Below are 19304 nucleotides of genomic sequence, written 5' to 3' on the forward strand. Positions count from 1 at the left end.
TCGATGTCGGGCACTGCACGCGTCGGATAGGCGTTGCCCGTCTGCGGTGGCAGCGTGAACGTCGAAGATAGCTGGACCACTTCGGACCCGAACAGGTCATGAACGTCCGGCGTGGGGAAGACGACGTGAGGGGTTCGCCATCCGCTTTCACGGTCGCCAGGAGCGGAGAATCTCGAGTTCGGCGCGTGGCGGCAGCAGGTCGGTGTGACCCGACAGCTGACGTACCTGGATCACGGCTTCACTGAATTCGGTCTCGATGAATTCGATCAGTTGCGGGGTGAGTTGTCCGGCGGCAGCCAGTGGCGCCAATTTGACGGTGTCGTTCATGACCCGCTTGAACTTCTCGACTCGGGCGAACTTGACCATGTCGGGGCCGCCGAGTTCGCGAGGCACCTCGATCCCTGGGATGAGGTGGCCCAACCTGGCCCAGTCGTAGGCGCTCGGACCGGTGACGGCGAGCTCCCAGTCGAGCAGTGTCACGCGCAACTCGTTGCTGATGAGAAAGTTACCCGCGTTCGGGTCGGCATGCAGGATGTGGTGGCGGGACTCCCGCATCGATCGAGCCTCATCGATCAACGGTGCGAAAGGGTCGCCGCGGAGCAAGCCGAACTCGTCGAACAGATCACCGAAGCGCTCGTAGTGTCGTCGATAGAGATTCTCCTTGTACCAATCGATATGATTCAGGTACCACCCGCCGGTGTCATCCTTCCCGACGCCTGGTGGTGTCAGTCGATACAGCAGCGGATGGTTCTCCGGCATCGCGCGCAGCTGTTCGTGGATGCTCGCGAAGGTCCGCAGTATCAGCCCCTGATGGGACCGGATCGTTCTCCGGTCGGCTCGCCGGAATGTCTCGGCGAGATTGTTTCCGCGCGCGAGTCTTTCGATGAGAACCGGCGCCGACTCGTCGATGACGCGTCCGTCCGGCATGCGGCCGGTGAGGATTTTCAGCAGTTGGGGTGCGTTCCGAACGTATTGAGAGATGACGAGGAGGGTGCTGTGCTCGGGCCCGAAACGGGGATCGTAGCTGTCGGTACCGGGTTGACCGATGCGCAGTACCAAACCGAGTTCTTCGAGGACGACCGTCGTGTTGTAGGTCCCCTTCAGCGCATCATGGAGCAGTGGCTGCGCCGCTCGGTACACCGTCAGGCCCTCATCGTGGGTCATGGTTATTCCCCGGCGGCCGTCGAGTGGTCGGTATTCGTGTGCAAAGAGCAGTTGGGAGACTTCGCGAACCGTGGTCGGGGTGTCGATCAGGGGGGCGGTTGAGAGGTTGGAGGCCTCGGGTGCGGATTCGATATCCCCGCCGTGTCCGACCACGATCAGTCCTATGGTCTTCGGATCGCCGTTCCGGTCGCGGTGGGGGTTGAGCGTGTACACGTCTTCGGCGCCGATATTGAGCTGAGTCGCAGTGGGAAGCCGGTCGCCGGCCGAGTCGGGAACGAGAACGATCTGGTCCACAGCTCGGTCCAGACGCAGAGTGTCGGCGGCCGAGCGCAGCACACCGATGCCGTCGCCGTGCCCGATCGCGGTGGACCGCCGCAGAATCCGAGACCAGCTCTCGTCGCTGCCGTCCAAGGCCAATTCGCGGGTTGCGTCGTAGGTGATGAGTTCCCGTGCCGCGAGTTTCCCGGCGAAGTCTCTGGCTTCGACGACGTTGTCCATCGGCATGGCGTCCGGCCCAGCGGGGCGCGAAGGCGCGTGGACCCTACCGGCCGTGAACATGATCGCCAGGTGGGAGTCGGGCGCATGTTGCCGCGCTTCGTTGTACTGCTGGCAGGCGGCAATCGACCATTCCGATAGATCGGTGAAAGGTGTGTCGGCTCCAGTGACGTTGAACGCCATGAAGGACGCGCTGTCGGCTTCGCCGATCGAGACGACAGCTCGGCCCGTGCCGCCTCGCACGACGGGATCATAGGAGACCAGCAGTACCGGTGGCGCGCTGGATCCGGGGATGGCGAGTCCGTGCGCACCTCGTCTGACCTCCGCCAACTGGTCGCGCAGCACGGCGAGTTCATCCCGCTGTTGGGGCGTGAGGCGGGGGGATGCGAGGTCACGGGCGAGCGATAGCCGATTCGCCAGGTCCCGCGCCCGGTACTCGATGCCCCCGGCAGCCCCGATGATGTGGGGATACTGTCTCAGCACCGCCAGCTGTATCTGGTTTACCGAGAAGTCCGCGGCTCCCGCCAGCAGGGTGCCGATCGGCACGTGCCCGCTGGTCCATCTTCCGAGCCGGTACCACCATCGCATGTTCTTCCCGACGCTGTCGAAGATGCTCTCGACCAAATCGGGGGAATCGCTGTGGCGTAGCAAGGACTGGATGTCGGCTTCCGGTCCGTGCATATTCTGTAGCAAGTCCAATGCGGTTGCGGCGAGGGCACGCTCGTCATCGGTGGTATCCCAGTCCCACGGCAGGTCGGCATCCAGGCTATGCCACTCGCGCGCGTAGTCGATCCCCGGCCTCTGACTGCCCAGTCCCCACAGCGCCCGTACTCCCCAGCGGAAGGATCGGTTGAGGGCGGAGTCCAATTCGTTGCTGAAATAGCCCGACAGGATGTCATGCATTTGCCGCGCTCGAACTTCGTGCGAACGGTGGGAATGCGCGACGACGATGTCTTCGTACAGTCTGTGTACGCTGTCGGCGGCGTCTTGGAGCGCATAGATGGCGAAGTTGTCTGTGAAGCGAGTGGCGGCGTCGGCCAGCAGGGCGTCGGCCTGCCTCAGGTAGCCCAGCCCCGAGGCGGAATGGCTTGTGGGGAGCAGGTAGAACGCCGCATCGAGTAGATCCGGCAGGGCAGTGGCGATCGTCGCAGCGAACAGTCGGTCCGAGCCGGTTCGCGCCCGATCGAGCGCAGTGGCGTGGACGGGCAGCGACTGGAAGATTGCCTCGTACCTCGGTGAGAAGGTCTTGCTGGACCGCGGCTGTAGCAGCGCGTCCATGACATAGGCCCATTCCCTGACCATTCGAGCCACCGTCCGGTCGCGCACGTCATCCCGCAGGAAGGACCGGGCAAGCCCCATGTGTTCGGCATCGAGGGCGGCGCCGGTCTCGAAGAGATTCTGCTCGAGCCAGATGTTGTGCTGACCGGCTTCTTCGATATGGAGTGCTATTTCCGCGAAATGTGCCGGGACCGTATGGTGCGCGGCAGCCACAGACCAGCGGTGCGCAGTGGACGTGCGGGTGACCGCGTAAGCGGCGTCGAGCACGGCGGTCATGGCGCTGTGCAGGTCGGCAACGGTGCGTCGGTTCGCTTGCAGCCAGGGCGCGATAGCGAACAACTCCCGGTAAGTGGTCGGGGTGGTAGCAGGAACATTGTCGCTGAAGCGGAAAGTCGCTTCCGTCACGATCGCGCCCAACAGGCGTGCGGGATCGATCACATGGTCGGTCACCGGTGCCGGATCGCCGCGATGAATAGCCGCTATCCGCTCGGTGATCTTGTGGGTGAACATGGCCAGCAGGTGGCGAAGGTTGTCGTCGGACAGGCGTGCGGCCCAATCCCGGAGGTCGTCGAATGTGGCCTCGACGCGGAAGGTCGACAGCGCAGCGCGGGCGATTCGCTCGGCTTCGCTTCGTCCGTCGCCGAACGCGCCGCCATTCGGGTCCCCTGCAATCGCGGCATGCGCCACCACGCCGGCGGGCAAACCGGGCGGCGCGTCGCCGAAGCGATTCACCACTGTCGGTGGCGGACCGAAACCGAGCCCATCCATACCACTGGCACGTTGCGCCGGGAGATCGAGTACGAGAGTCGGATCGAGCGGTTCGTGTCGGCTGCCACGTGCCCAGCTACCGCCAACGATGGGCTCCTGATCGGACGCGGACGACTGCCTGCCGTCTGTCAGCGCGCCTGTGGAAAGGCCAGTCCCCGGCTGTGGCAGTGGGTTACGAATCTCGAACCAGACTGCCTGACGCCAGCGCGGTGTTGAGCGGTCGAACAAGTCGACACCGGACCGTACGAGGGGGGAATCGCCCTCGGCTGCGATCGGGCCGGGCATGGGAGCGACGTGGTCGCGGGTGGTGTCGAGCAGCGTGACGCGCAGCGTGTCGGCGGTTTCCTCGGCGACGATGTGGACCTCGCCCTTACGCTGCGCCAGCGCGTCGGTCACCATCGACATGAGCGTGGAACGGGCGACCCGCACCTCGCGGGGCGGCCAAGTGTTGAACTCGGCGGCCAGCCAAGCCGCGGCGCGCTCGGCCGCGGCGACCGCTGTATCGGCTTCGTGCAACTCCCCGTTTTCGGCGCGCACCACGAGTTCCGCCGATCGGGTCGGCGCGTCGGCCGGCGAATGCGCGGCGTCGTGCAGCGATCGGTCGCCGAGCGTACCTGCACGCAGAGATCCGCTACCGGGCTTGCGGGCGCCGGCTGTGGACGGGGGTTCGGCATCCGGCTGGTCGGCCGGGTGCCCGGGCATGAGCTTCTGCCGGAAGAACGCGTAGACGAGCGCTCGTTCGAAGGCCGCTTGGCGGTTGTCTCCGATGTTGTTGTGTCCACCGTCGGTGCTTTCGTAATACCAGACCTCGTAACCGAGCGCTTCCAGCAGAGCCGCCATCTTGCGGGCGTGGCCGGGGTGCACACGGTCGTCATGACTGGAGGTCCGCAGCAGGATAGGTGGACGCCGCCGGCCCGCCTCGACCTCGTGGTACGGGGAGAAGATGTGCGGGGCTTCCTCGGGATTGTCCGGGTCGCCGTATTCACCTTTCCAGATCGCTCCCTGGCCCAGCAGGTGGAAACGTTTCATGTCCAGCAACGGGATGTCCGCCACGATGCCACCGCCGAACAGATGCGGGTATTTCGCGTACATCGCCCCCATCAGGAGGCCGCCGTTACTGTCGCCGATAGCGCCGAGCAATTCGGGGGTGGTGATGCCACGGGCGATGAGATCCGTGGCTATCGCGGCCATATCCTCGTGGCCCTTGTAGCGCAGGATCCCTCTCGCGGCGGCCTGCCAACCCGGATACGCGCCGCCGCCGCGGATATGCCCTTCGACGAAGACGCCGCCGTCCTCGAGCCAGCTTCTGCCGAGGACGCCGTCGTAAGCGGGAAGCCTTGTTCGGCCGAACCCTCCGTAGGCGGTGGCGATGGTGGCCCGGGGACCTGTCGCGCCTCGGCGGTAGGTGACGTCGTAAGGGATCTCGGTGCCGTCCGCCGACGTTGCGACGAACTGCTCGGTGACGACATCGGTGGCGTCGAAGAACTCGGGCTCGCTCTCGACCATGTGCAACCCGCCGTCCACCGACCCGGCGTACACGCCGGCGGGGGCGGTGTATCCGGTCGTGGCGACCAGGAAGTCATCGTCACCGGCCACCGGGTCCGAGCCCATGAACCTGGCCGTGGCATTCTCCGGGAGACCTTCGAGTGGCCGACGGATCCAGCCCTCCGCGGTGGGGGTGAAGATGTCGATCTTCGTCCGAACGTCGGACAAGCGAGTCACGACGAGGTGATTCTTCGTCCACGCATGGTCGTACAAGACGTTGTGGGCGTCGGAGGTGAACAGGACATCGAAATCGCGGTTGCCTGCCAGGAAGCCGTCCAAAGCCGTCACCAGCAGGGAGCCGCCGGGGTATTCGCGGTCGCCGACCGTCCACGAGTCCGCGAGCTGCACCAGCATCCGATTGTTGGACCAGGTGACCTTGGCGTTCGCCGGAACATCGAGTAACGCCTTCGATCCGTCTCGGGCCACCGCGTAGGTCTCGTGGTCGTAGAACTCCGTGTACCGGCGCACCTGACGCGGTTCCGTGCCGGGCGGAATATCGTCTCCGACGCGTGCGATGACATCGTCTGCTTCGGCTTCGACCAGGATCTCCGCCTCATCCAGCGGTGTGCCTCGCCGCCAGCGCTTGATGACGCGGGTGTATCGACCCTCGGTGAAGGAACCGGGACCGAAGTCGGTACCCACATGGAGAGTATCGATGTCGACCCATTCGAAACGATTATTAGCCGAGGGGAGTTCGAACCCGCCTGCCGCCGGCTCGATGAACCGCTTGGTGTGCAAGTCGAATTCGCGGACCACCGTGAAGTCGCCGCCGCCCTCGGACATGCTGATCAAGGCGCGGTGCTGTCCGTCCTGCAGGACCTTGACCTGGCCGAATACCCACTTCCCCTGGGTCCACTCCTGGTCGGAAGCCACGGCCAGCGCGCCGAAATCGAGCAGCGTTTCCCAGTTCTGCTGGTCGCCGTTGCGGTAGTCGGCGAATCGGATGCGTCGCAGGTATCCCTTCGGGTGGTCGGCGTCGTGACGGAAGTCGAAGAGCCAGTCGCCGAAGCGGGCCGGATTCTCGATCCGGTCCATGTTCCAGGTGTTGTTGCGTACCGTGAGCACGCGGTCGGTGTTGTTGAGCACCTCCAGAATCTGTTCGAGCAGGTCATCGAACTCCTGAGTGGACGTGAACTCGTCGACGGTGCGCTGGGTGTGTTCGTGCGCCCAAGCCAGCTGCCGCTCGCCGTGGACCTCCTCGAGCCACAGATGTGGGTCGTCCTGGTCATTCGGTCGACTTACCTCCGGAGTGGCGGGCGCTGACGGAGGTTCGGGACGGGGACCGCGCCCACCGACCGCTCGTCCTTCCGGATGGCGGCCGATCGCATGGACCGGACCGGGGTCGAATTTCTGCCCGCGTTGCGGCGGCACCGTCCCGACGTCCCGAGCTTTTCGTACGGGAGTATCCAGTCCGAACCCCGTGGCGTCATCCGCCATCGCTTCCGGATTCCCGAGGTGCATGCCGGATTGCCGGGCCGGATCTATGGTTGGTTCAGCCGACTGGCGGCGATCGCCCACAGTGGCGGCGCGTTCGACCGCCGGCGACGAACCGGAGATCTCGGTCTCGCGGTCGGACAAGGTCACCGGAGGTGGTCGCCGCGCCGGAGTGCCCGGTGTTGTGGGGGCCTCGGCCCGATTCTGTGCCGGCGGCTGGCCCGTTGCCGTACTCGCCTCGTCGGCTTCAGTGGATGGCCCTCGCGCTGCGGAGGTGTCGGTGGTCGATTGTTTGTCGACGGTGTGTGCGGATGCGCTGGAGGTTGCGGTAGTCGGCTGGGCCTCGCTCGGTTGCGTGGGCATCGCCATCGACTCCGGCGCGGTGGCGTCTCGGACCGCATGGCCGAAGGGCTCGCCTCCGGCTGCGGTGGTCGGCTCGGGATCTGGTTTCGTACGACCGGCCTCGTCTCGGTCGGGCGTCAGTTCGCGAACCCGAGGAGATGTGCGGGTGGACTGCTTCTCGGGCTCCGGTTCGATACGTCCTGGATCGTCCTTTTGCATGACGGGCGTTGCGGCCGGAAGAGCTTGTTCATCCGCAATTTTCGGACCAGGGGAAGGATCGCCGGAGCCGTGCCGGACTGTGATCGCGGTGAGCACCGTGCCGCCATCGACGTCGAAGTTCCCGGAGAACAGCGCCGGTGTAGCGGCGGACCTTTCTTTGGTCGCCGGATGTATCTCGAAGGAGCCGGAATTGGGGCGCGAAGGGTCGGGACTGAGGGTGACCTCCATCTCGTTGTGATGTAGCTCGGTCCCGTCCAGCCGGAATTGCACGTCGATCGCGTTGTCTTTGACCGAAGCAAGAACTTGGGTCCAATAGATCCCGGGATACGCGGAAGCGAGGTCCCGCAGGTGCAAACGTTCCTGGTGCTGTGCGAGGCCCGGAATCGCGGAACGGCTCACCGGCACGTGATCTTTGGCGTCGAGACCGACCGCGAGGTAGTCCTGGGCTGGGGCGAACGCCGCGGCTGCGTATCTGTCGGTGCCGGTGGTATCGCCCACCAGACTCGCCGGCCAGCGTGGTTCTCCGTTGGGCGCCAACGGGATAGGCTCGTTCTGCAGCCCGAGATCACGTAGCGCTTGCTCGGCGGTCAACCGCACGGTGAGCGCCGGGCTGCGCTCACTGTCAGAAATCTGGACGCCATGCACGTCAGCGGGCAGCACGTGTTGGATCAAAGGCGCGGGAGCTCCGGCGATAACACCGTTCTCGGCACCGTGCGACGCACTCCGCCCGGTTGCCTCGTCTACGACCACACCGCTATCGACAGTGATCAGTCCGAGACGCAGGGCCTTCATGGCCATCGGCACCTGTTCGGAAACCCCGAGTTCCGCACCGATCCGCACAGCGCGTCGCTCGACGCTCTCTGGTGACGCCCGCCACTTGTGGGCGATCTGCTGGTAAGTCTTCCCTTCGGCGAGCAGCTGAAGCAGCTCTCTATCCTCTTCGGACACGTCGATAAGAGTCGATTCCTCCGTGCGGGTCTCGGTGAGAAATCCCCAGCGCTTGGCCTCGACCACGGTGTTGATCACGCCCACGGTGCCGAGCTTTTTAGCTGCAGTGGTGCGGTAATTCGTGACCGTCTCGGGCGTCAACCCGAGCCTCGCCGCGATCTCATTACGCGAAAGGCCTTCGAGGGTCAGATTCAGCACCTCGACCTCGCGAGGGAGGATTCCGATGTCATTGATCGGTTTTGCCCGTTTGCGGGGGCCTTCCGGGAGTGATCGTCGGCGGTCGTCGGGGATGGGATTCCGATTGGTGGGGAATTCGCCGTCACTGCCTGTAGGAGGAGCCGTGGATCCGCCGGCGTGGTGTCTGGCGCTGCGCAGCCGGGTGACCACACCGGAATGCCAGTCGGGAAATTCGTAATTTACGAACAGCGGCAGCAGCGCATGGACGTTGCGTAGGTACTGATCCAGCTGCGATGGGCTGCGGTTGTTCGACGCCCACCGGTATGGGTCTTCTTCGTTTGCGGCGACTACGTCGCTGACATAGGGGCGCGAGAAGGGGCTCGAGTCCGGATCCACCGGGCGGCGAAACGCGAATGCGTGGTCGTACCCGTACAGGCGGTTCCCGTCGCGCATCCAATTGTTCTGCCGGTCCCAGTTGTTGATCGCCAGGTCGAGCAGACCCAGCTGGTCCGCGTCCGGATGGTCGAGCAGAGCCTCCATAGCGGACAGTGCCCCGGGGTCGTCGGGGGTAGCCCGCACGGTGATGCCGGGAAGCCACGGCATCCGTATGGCGGAATCGTCACCGTCGACCGGAAGCACCGGTGGAACGGGCGCCTCCATCGCATGTCCGACCGCGGAAGCCAGAATCTCGGCGGCACGGCTGATCCGGGTGAGCCCGGTCTTCTCGACCGTAACGAAACCGTTCGGGTAGATGAGCAGTTCGGTCACGCTGTTCTGAGTGAACATGTGTGGAGGTGCCGTCCGCACCGGCGGCCCGGAGCGTTCGGCCTCGGCCAGCTGTTCGGCGAATTCGGCGGCGGACATCATGCGGTGGGGCGTGCTGTCGCCGACGAGGAGTTCTGGAAGACTCACCGTCGCGTTCGGGCCGCCCAGCCGGCGCAGCTCTTGCAGTGTCTGCTCGAGCGATCGGTAGAACCCGGTCCGCTCGGCGAGCCAGACCTGCGCGTGGCTCCGCATCATCTTCGGGAGCTCGTGACCGGGCAGCTCGGGAAAGGCAGCGGTAATGGTTCCAAGCAGCAACGCCATGGTTTGGGCGGCGTGATGCGCCGGTAGGTGGTGAGGCAGACGCTCGGCAGTCGCGGTGAATGCGCGACGGGCCTGATGAAGCAGGTCGAACGTTATACCGATGTCGCGAGACCTGCTCAGATAGTGAGTGGCCACTGCGGTCAGATCGGCCAGATAAGGCGCTGCGGCGGTAGCGAAATCCCGTTCAGACCCGGTTCGCGCGCGAGTGAAGGCTTCGTCTTCCGCGGACAGTAAGGGCATGGCGCGGGCCAGTTCTGGATCGAATCCGATCTCGGACCGCGACGTCAGGTACTTGTCGACGAACTCCGCCCAGTCGCTTCCGCTGGTTGCTCCGATCGCTTCGAATTGGAGCTGCAAGCCTTGTACCTGCTCAATCGCGGCGGCGGTGCGTTCGAGGTGTCCCGGATCCGCCGCCGCCTGCGGAGAAAGCGACGACTCCTCGGACCAAGGTACGGAACCAAAGGACAGTTCGATCTCGTCGACCGATCGGCCTAGTTGCTCGGGCAGGCTGTGCATGAACTCGAAGTCCTGGATCGCGGTCGACCGCCGCGCGTCAGCTGTGCCGGGCACGTCGAGAGTCAACGCTCCGGCCATGGTGAACACGGTGTTGGCCGCCGCGTACAGTTCTTGGGCAGTCGGAAGTTGATCGGCCAGCTGTCGGCTGGCGGCGAACAGTGTCGCGTAGTCGTGAATCTCGCTCGCGGGCATGGCGGCGCTGAGCCGGTGGCTCTGTTCCCAGATCAGGACAGTCAGTGCCCGTCCGGTAGCCACTACTTCAGACGCCGGCCGCGGTGTGCCACGTTCGAGCGCATCCAGATGCTCGACGGCTTCGGCATGCAGCAGGGGGAGCAGCCTGTTGGCGTCCTCATCGGAAAGTGCGGCGGCCCAGGCACGAAGATCGGCGTAGGTGGCATTGCGCGGAGCCGGACCTTCCTCGGCAGGCATCCGGTCGACGATCGCTTCCGATGCGTCGTTCGCGGCCTCGGACACGCCCGTGTGCCCGGCCGGTACGGACAGATCTATTCCTGCCGTCCGCGCCGGTTCGTCCGGCGTTGACGCGGCGTCGGCTTGGTCCTCGGTATTTTGCTCGGGTGGCGCGCTGGCGGGGCGCGCCTCACGAGATTCGGCCACCAGTTGTATGGCATCGGGGCGGGGAGGATCGTAATGCAGTTCGCGCTCGATAGGTTCTCCGGCACCGTCCTGATGAAGTTCTGTGATCGCTATCGTGGTGCCCGGAAGGCGTTGCATCAGAGCAGAATCGATGAGCCTGCGAACGGTGTCGAAGTTGTCGTTATCCTGTACCGACGAAACGTAGATGATCATCGCGTCAGCCGATCCGGATTCGTGGATTCGATAGAGAATCATCACCTGCGCCGTCAGATCGCCGCTTGTGATGGTGACGGGAGCGAAGCCGCCGACTTTCGAAGCCAGAGCTGGATGGCTGATGTCGGGTGCTTCGACCGCGTGCAGCACCAACGACGCTGTGGTTCGGGACGCTCCCGTTTCGTCGATCACGGTTGTCGGGGTGGACTCGGTTTCCTGCGCCACCTCTGTAACGAGGCCGCTGATCGTGGACCGCTTCAAGCGCTCGGCGTTTTCCGCGGAAAATGTCTGGAAGACGATCTTTCCGTCTACCTCGACCGAGGGCGTGTCGGTGAAGTTCCGGGGCAGTTCGCCGCCTCCCGGTGGTGGAGGCGCCGCGGAGTCTCCGGCCGGCTCCGCCTGCGTTGCGCGATTCCAGGGCGTGGTTCTGGAGACCGCGGTGGCCGGAGCGATGGCACCGGTTACGGAGGCGGCTGATTCGGCGGGGTTGGGCACCGGCTCTTCCGGTGCTGCAGTGGTGCGTGGTTCGGCGGGCAGAGCGGTTGGCGTCGCGGCGTTCCACGGGGTGGAGCGCACGGCCGCGCTCGACCCCGGTTCGGAGGGATTGGTCTGCTGGTCGGACGCATTCTCGGAAAATTCCTTTCGCGCGGTTCTTCCTGCCCAGGGCGTGGATTTGGAAACTGCGGTGTCGTGAGGCGCAGGAGCCGTATCGGACTGACCGTCCCGCGGAGTGCTCGGGCGGGGCTGCGCCGCGGGCCCGTCACTGTGCTCGACGGCTGACGTCCGCGCCTCGGAGCTGCTCACATGCACACCGGCTTCGGCCAGCCATGGGGTGGTCAGATTCGTGTGTAGGTCGTCGAACGCGGCAGTGAGTTCGGTCGCGGACGGGCTCCAGCCCATATTCGAAACCTTCGCCGAGTACGAGTCATTCGTACGGGTGAGGATCCAAGTGAATTTCCCGGTTTCGCCATCCAGCAAGTTGAGCGTCAGCGTGATCGACAACTGATCCGCGGACGACTCCACGTTGTCGACGCCCACCCAGTAACCATCGCCGGAACTTCCGAATACCGTCCAGGCCCGGCCTCCGGCTTCATCGATCAAATCAGCGACGGGCGGTACAGGCCCGTCCACCCAAGGTCGCCAGACCTTGCCTTGCAGGGTGCCGTTGACGACCTCGACCGCCGAGGGATCGATGTCGTGTGCACGCAGCCATTTCCGGAGTTGCGCACCGAATTTCAGCTGCTTCGCCAGGTCCTTCGGACCGTCCAGGAACGTACCGCTGGTGAAGTTCAACTCCTTCAGCACACCGTCGCGGATCTTCCAGTATCCAAAAGCGATCGGCCCATCGTCCGGGTTGTCATAGGTGCTGTACAGCACGCCGTGCGGCGTACCCACCCGCCGCATGGCGTCGAACACCTCGCTGTAGTTAACCGACCGGATGTCCTCCGGGGCGACCCCGATCAGGAAATATTCGTGACCGTTGGTGTTGTACAGCCCGTTCGGCCCGTAGAACAGCCCGTCTCTGACCGTCGGCTTCCAGATCCCGGCGCCTCTGACCGCCTCCGGCCTATAGAACTCCGATACGAGCGGTGGTGCGACCTCGTATTCGGCAGGGGCGGACTCGTCCTGAGGCGCACTGGCTACAGCGGTGCTCGGAACGCTCTGCGGGCTGTCCGATGGGTCGTTGGGTGAGGTGGTCTCGTCGCTCTCCGGCTGCGAGTTGCCGGCGGGCTCCTCGGGTTCGTCCGCAATGTCTCTCGCCTCGCGACCGATGGAATTCGCGATTGCCTGGTGACTCGGCACATTGTCGGACATCGGCTGTACGAACCCAGGCTGGTCGGCTGGGTCACTGGGTGTGGGCTTGCTCCGTGGGGCGGGTGCCGCTGCTTCGTGCGGGTCTTCGGGGTTTGGTGTCTGTTCGCTGGGGGGTCCTTCGATTTTGTGTGGGTGTGTGGTGTGCCGGTACCGGGGGATTGGTTGCTGGATTGGGGTGAGGGTGCCGTTTTCGTAGATGTAGTCGGCGGCGAAAACTTTTTTGATGGTTTGGTATTTGGGTTGCCATTTGTTTCGGCCGTTTTCGTCGCCGTCGTAGTTGCGTACGTGGGGGATGTATTCGGTGGGGTCGGGGTTGTCGGGGTCTGGTTCGGGGCTTTCGATGAGGGTGTCGAAGACGAGGACTTGGTCTCCGGCGTTGACGAAGGTGTAGGCGTGGGTTTTTTTGTTGTTGTCTTCGACGATGCGGACGGCCATGTGGATGCCGGTGTTTGCGGCGTCGCGGACGGTTTCGGCGGTGGCGGTGAAGCGGGGGTCGCCGTCGTGTTCGGTGGGTCGGAGTTGGGTTCTGAGGTGGAATTCGATGGGTTTCCAGTTCTTTTTGGAGTCCCATTGGCGGTTGGTGTCGTCGGGTTCGGGTGTGTCGTCGTTGATGAGTGCTAGTGCGCGGTATACGCGGGCGAGTTGGATGGCGCAGTTTCGGATGACGGTCGGATCAGGGGTTCGGGTCGGACCCGCGGTGACCGCTCCCGGCGTTGCGGCTTTGGTCGAGCTTGCGCCGACCGGTTTCCGAGCCTGTGCCGGGCTGGTTGCGGCCTCGGCCAAGGGCTGTCCGAACCAGCCTCGACCGCGTGTGAGGATCCGGAGGAAAACACGGCCCTTTCTGACAAGCAGGAGAACGCCGTAGCCGGTGGCAGAGATTGCGGTGATAGTCGCTGCCAGCGCGGCCGCAGTTTCGCCGTTTGCGCCCGCCACGCTGCCGCCCACGAGGAAGCCGATAGCGGGTCCGAGGCCGAGGAATAGGCCTCGCACACTCCCAGCTCGGCCTTGCAGTTCTGTGGGGAAGGCCTCCTGCTGGTATGTGGCAAATCGGCTGTTCATTGCCATCATCAGCATCGTGTCCAGGAATCCGGCGGCCCCTATCACGGCCGGATTGTCGGTCGATGCCTGGAGCATGGAGAACACGGCCATATTGGCGAGTGCCACCGAATACAAGGTGCTGGGCTCGGCGTTGTCGAACACCTTCGGAAGGAAGCCGCTCAACATCCCGCCCACCGCCGGTGCGGCAACCACCGCACCTTTGGTGCCCCATCCCGGCAGGTCGGCGTCGTTCAGCAGGATGGCTGTGCGGAGTGCCATCATGGTGAATGCGGCGTTGTTGATTGTGGAGAGCACAGTGGATTCGCGGAGGAATCGGTTTCGCCACAGTGCCCGCGCACCTTTACCGATATCTTGGAACAGGCCGCGCGGCTCTGTGAGGACTTGAGCGGGAAAGGTCAATCCTCGCATGTTCGCGAGATTCATGAAGTAGGAGAGCGCGTTCAGTCCGAACGGCGCTGCGGGCGCGATTCCGGCCAGATTCGGGCCCAGTGATTGACCGATGATATCGGCGGTGGAATCCAACATATTGGTCAGTCGGTTTCCGGATTTCCTCTGGGCATCGGTGAGAAAATCCCGTTTGCCCGCTTGGTAGGCGCGGAAATAATAGGTTGCCGCAGTGGATTCGATCAGCGTTGTCCCGGTCAATGCGAGTCCGAGATCGGGCACTTTGAACAGCACCAGGCCGGTGGCGGTGGCTGCTGCTGCCGCACCGACCGATTGCGCGTAGAACATCATTTTTTGCCGGTTGTGACGATCGGCCGAGGGGCCGGCATGTAGCTCAGCAATTTTCGGGGCCCACACTGCTGCCCCCGCGACGCCGGCGGCCATCGGGGAGTTCGTTGCATCCATCACCACGTAGGGCAGGGCGTACGTCGCGGTGACGGTGCCGATCCGGTTGCCGAATTCGCCACCCGGAGTACGAAGCCTGCCGAGCAACAAGTTCGCGAATGGTTTATTGACGACGAGCAGTTTTCGTTTCGAAACCGGTTCTTCGGCTGGCGGATCGGCCGATTGCCGTTGCGCGGCGGCCTGGATCTCCGCGGTGGCATGTCCGGAACCGGCCGGAGCCGTGAAATCTTCGTTGTTGGCGACAGGTGTTGAGGCGTGCCGGGTGTCGGAGACCGACGCTTCGTCTCTGCCGGGCGACGCGCCGCTGTCCCCAGGACTCCCCAGTCGGCCGGAGACTTTCCCGTCCTTGCGAGGAGTTCGCTGGTCAGGGTCGTGCGGGTGGAGGTTGGTGAGATTGTCCTCCTCGTCGGTGGTCAGGAAGGCAACGAACGCCTCGGTGATATCGGGATGGGTCTCTTTCCATTTGTCGAGAGTGCGGACGCGGGGGATGCGTTCGGGGTCGTTGGGGTCGGTGTGGGGGTCGTCGGGGTTGGTGATGTTGGTGTCGAAGATGACGATGTTGCCGCCGGGTTTGTTGTCGGTGTTGGTGATGGTCAAGGAGTGCATCTTCTTGCCGGCGGCGAGCAGCAGGACGGCGGTGTCGGCTGCTCTGCCTTCGAGGTTTCGGACTTCGAGGTTTCGGACGTCGTCGATGGTCTTGGTGACGGGGTCGTCGGTGTCGGGGTCGAACTCGATGTCGACGAGTTGGGTTGCGATGGCCCTTTGCAGGTGTTCGGGGCTTTTCTGCCACCATTTGGGTTTGATACCGGTGTCCAGCCCGAGCGCCCAGGTTGCTCGGGAAGTTTGGTTGATGCAGTCCAACAGTTTCCGGGCTTTGAAGAGCCGCTGGAGAGACCAGCCCGCGAGGCTGCCGAACGCCGTGGCGATGCCTAGGGCGGTGGGCTCGTGCCCCACTAGCCCGAGTGACAGGCCGGCGACCCCTCCTCCCACTGCGAGCGCGCTTCGGGTGGTAATAAGCTGGAAGGCGTCTGTCCGTCCCCGGATTTCGGACGGAATCGTCTTGGTCAGGTAGGTCCGGACGGGTATTCCACCCACACCGAGCACGGCCCATGTGCCCGCGAATCCCGCAGAGGCCACCCAGATGTTGGGTGCGGTCGCCTCCACGATGGCGGTCACCGCCACTCCCATTGCTCTGGCGGTGAGCAGCATATCGACAGAGAATCTCGCCAACCACTTTCTGGGTATCGCGCTTCCGATCACCCCGCCGAGCGGAGTGATCAACAGCGCCGCCCCCTGCTGGAAATCGGTGAGGCCGTAGTGAGCAACCAGCCATGTGAAGTCGATCCCCTGTAGCCCCAGGTACAGATTGGTGAGGGCGTTGTTGTTGTTGATACGTCGCCGCAGGGGGTGGTCCTGGATGGCGCGCACGCCCTCACTGATCGATTCGCCCACGGCCTGCTTCTTAGCGGTGGCGATTTCGGGCATCCCGGCCGAAGAAGCAATGTTCACGATGTTCGTGCTGGCATCTATGAGCGGAGCCAACCACGGGACACTCGCCACCATCGGCCCGAGCCCCTTTCCCAGGACCCGGGTGGCATTCATTTTGAAGTTGTTGAATTGGGTAAGCGCTCCTTTCGCGTTGCCTACCATTTCCTGGAATGCGCGGCTGGCAGCGGAGCTGGATATGACGGTGCCGATTGCTTCGGCTATTGTTGCTCCGACAAGTATGGGAACGGAATGCGATGTTCCGGCCCTCAGGGCGCCGGCGGCTGTAAAAGTTGATACCGCCGCCAAGCCGTTACCGACCCACACCAGCTTCTTGGCCGAGTAGTGATCGGACATATGTCCAGCGAGCAGTGCGCCACCGATATATGGCACCTGGACAACCCACACGACTGCGCCCGCTACTCCCGGTCCGGCTTCTTCCATCAAATACAGGCCTGTCATCGCCTGCATGATCTCGAAGCCGGCCGAGTTGAGGAACTCGGCGCCGAGGCGTATGCCGAGTTTCGAGTCGTTGCGAACGAGGTGCAGTAGTTTTTCGCTCTTCTTGCCTTCTTCGGTATTTTCTGGTTCTTCCGATGTACCGGATTTATCGGATGCGGTTTTCTCGGCGCCGGACTCATTCGCCGCGGGGGACGGCGCCTGAGTGTCCGGCGATTCCGATGCATGCTCGATCGTGTTGCGCTGTTCGGAATTCGGTGCGGATGCCTGCGATCGCGTGGCGGGTTGATGCCCGGCGCGTGTAGGGGCGGAACTGCCACGTGGCCCATGCAGCTCGAACCAGGTGGATTTGCTGTCGTCGGTGACCGTGAATCGGGTTTTGCGGGTGTCGTCGGTATCCGTTGCCGTGGCGGCGACCGCGACCTTGCCCTCGGTCCACCGCAGGGCATTCGCCACCATCTCCGAGATCAGCAGTTTCGCGGTTTCGATCTGGTCGGCGGTGAGCCAGGGCAGCTTCTCCGGCAGCGACGTCACCCATCGCCGGGCGTCCTTGGCGGCGGCGACTCGCGGGCCTTCGTCACCGATCTCACCGATCGCTTCGCCGACCTCGCGGACCACGAACTCCTCGTGGGCAAGCGGTGCGGACGGCTGGCTGCGCGGCTTCGGCTTCGGCTGCGGCGTCGGCTTCGGGACCGGCGCCGGTGGCTCGGGTGTCGGCTGTGGCGGTTCGGGTGGGGGCAGGGGTGGTTGTTGTTTGCGCGTACGTTTGCGCCGTTTGGGTTCGTCCGGATCGGCGCCCATTCGGGTGACCAGGCGCTTGTGCTCCGTCTTCTTCGGCGGTGGGGCAGGTTGCAGGTGTGGGACTCCGCCGATGGACGGCAGGCGGCTGGGGTCGTCGTTGTATTCGAGGGAGTGCGGGTTCAGTTGCGGGGCAGCGGGTTTCTGGGGCGCGCCGGGCACGTCGGGGCTTGGTTCGGTCGCGTACTGGGATGGCATGGAGAGTGAGTCGGGCGTTTTGCCGAGTCCGGCGTCCAGATTGGTTTCGGGTGCTGCCGTATGGCGATCCGACAGGGGGTTGGTGATATCCGGAGCGCGTGGTGAGGTGGGGCCAGGGGTGTTGTCGGGGTCGTCGGGGTTTTGGGCGAGGCGCCCCAAGCCGACGGAATCGTTGGGCAGGGGAGTCAAAGAGGGGGTGCGCGGGATGACGGGTATCGCGTCGGCGGGTGGTTCGTCCTCCAGTGGGTAGGTGACGCCGGGGATGACCACGTGATCCCCGGCGGGCTTCTTTTGGACGCTGTGTTCCCGGGGGTCTTGTTGGACGCTGTGTTCCCGGGGGTCTTTTTGGATGTTGTGTTCCCGGGGATCGTCCACGACGGTGCCCGGTGGGGTGGGGAACTCCTCTGGATCGGCGTCGGGTTCGTCGTCGCCCGGTCGGCCGGTTGCGGCGGCCGGGGGTGCGGCGGAGTGGGGAGTTTCTCCGGCATGGGTCGGCAGGAAACCCGGTGGCGGAGTCGATGCTGTCGGCGAGTTCGTCCGAGCGACAGGGTTTCCCAGATCCTTTGACGGGAATCCTGCCGCCGGAGCCGATGCTGTCGGCGCGTTCGTGTGGGCGGTGGGGTTGTTGGCATTCGGTGTGTGGCCCGCCAGTGGTGCCGTGAGCGGGCTGGTGCCGCCCGAACTGTGCGTGCCGCTGGACGTTGTCGGCCCGACAGGCGGTCTGGGCTCGCCGGTGTGCGAGGTATTGCTCGCCACTGGGGCGCCGGCTGCCGGGGATGCGGTCGACGGGGGAACGGGGTTTCGCGGCTCGGGCGTGGCGGAGGCATACCCTGCGGTGGCGGTGTTCGGGGCCGGAGCACTGGCCTGGCCGGGATTCTGTGTACCGGAATCAACAAGCGTTGGGGGCGTGGCATCAGGAAGGGACTGTGCGTGCCCCGCCACGGCGTCTTCTGTTCCGGCGTGTGTCGAGGGCGGGGGTGTGGTGTCCGCGGCTTGTATCGGCGCTTCCACCGATGGTGCGGTGGTATCCGCGCTCGCTGGTAGTGAAGTCTGAGCCAGCTCCGCTTCCAGCTTGGCGATCTCGGCGTCGAAATCGACCTTGTGCAGGGGCTGTCCCTCGTGGGTGGTCGCCCCCTCGTCCAGTGTGCCGCCGACCGGTCGTGGGGCCACCATGTCCTGAGAGGCGTGGCCCGCCGTCTGTTCCGGCGCGACCAAGTACATCTCTCCGGCAGGTCCGTGTTCGATCGCGAAAGCACTGCTGCCGTCGTCGAGGAGGACTTCGGTGCCGGGCTCGGGGGTGCCCGGCCGGGTGGCGGACCCTTCGGCGGTCACAGTGATTCCCCGCTGCTCCGGGCGCAGCTGAGGATCGCTGATCTGTGCCTGGCGGGTCGGCATCGGTGTGGCCGAACCGCCTTCGGGATGGGTGGCCACGGCGACACCGCCTCGTGTGGTCTCGGTCATGTTCCAGCCGGACCATCCGGTGCCGCCACCGCGGGACGACGAAGGCGATGACCCTCCCGATGGGTAGTCGGGCGTGCTCCTCGGTGCGATTCCGCCGCCGCCGTCCAGCGACTGGCCAGGGCCCTCGCCGCCCAGGATGCGGGCGATGGCGTCGTCGACCATGTCGCGCAGGATCTGATCGCCCTCGGCCATCCTCGCCTCGGACAGGTCCTCGGGCCGGTCCATCGAACCATCGCCGGACTCGGGACGCCTCGCTCGCGGCGCGTCCACGTCACTGGTGGTGGACGTGGACTCGGGCGTCGCCGTCTGTGTTTGCGGCGGACGACCATCCCCGGGCGCGGAAATCCTGGCCGATGGTGCCGCGTCGGGGGGCGGCCCCGAATCGAGAGAGGGCACCGGTT

The 19304-nt window shown here is 64.7% G+C and carries 1 protein-coding gene; it reads right to left on the bottom strand.

Annotation, left to right across the window (positions count from 1 at the left end; translation table 11 throughout):
- Window positions 1-147 precede the first annotated feature (147 nt).
- Window positions 148-19128, bottom strand: coding sequence for a prolyl oligopeptidase family serine peptidase (locus tag ACWEH3_RS03970; protein WP_450016045.1), 18981 nt, complete (start codon window positions 19126-19128; stop codon window positions 148-150).
- Window positions 19129-19304: the final 176 nt, after the last annotated feature.

The sequence above is a fragment of the Nocardia sp. NPDC004718 genome, assembly GCF_053601535.1.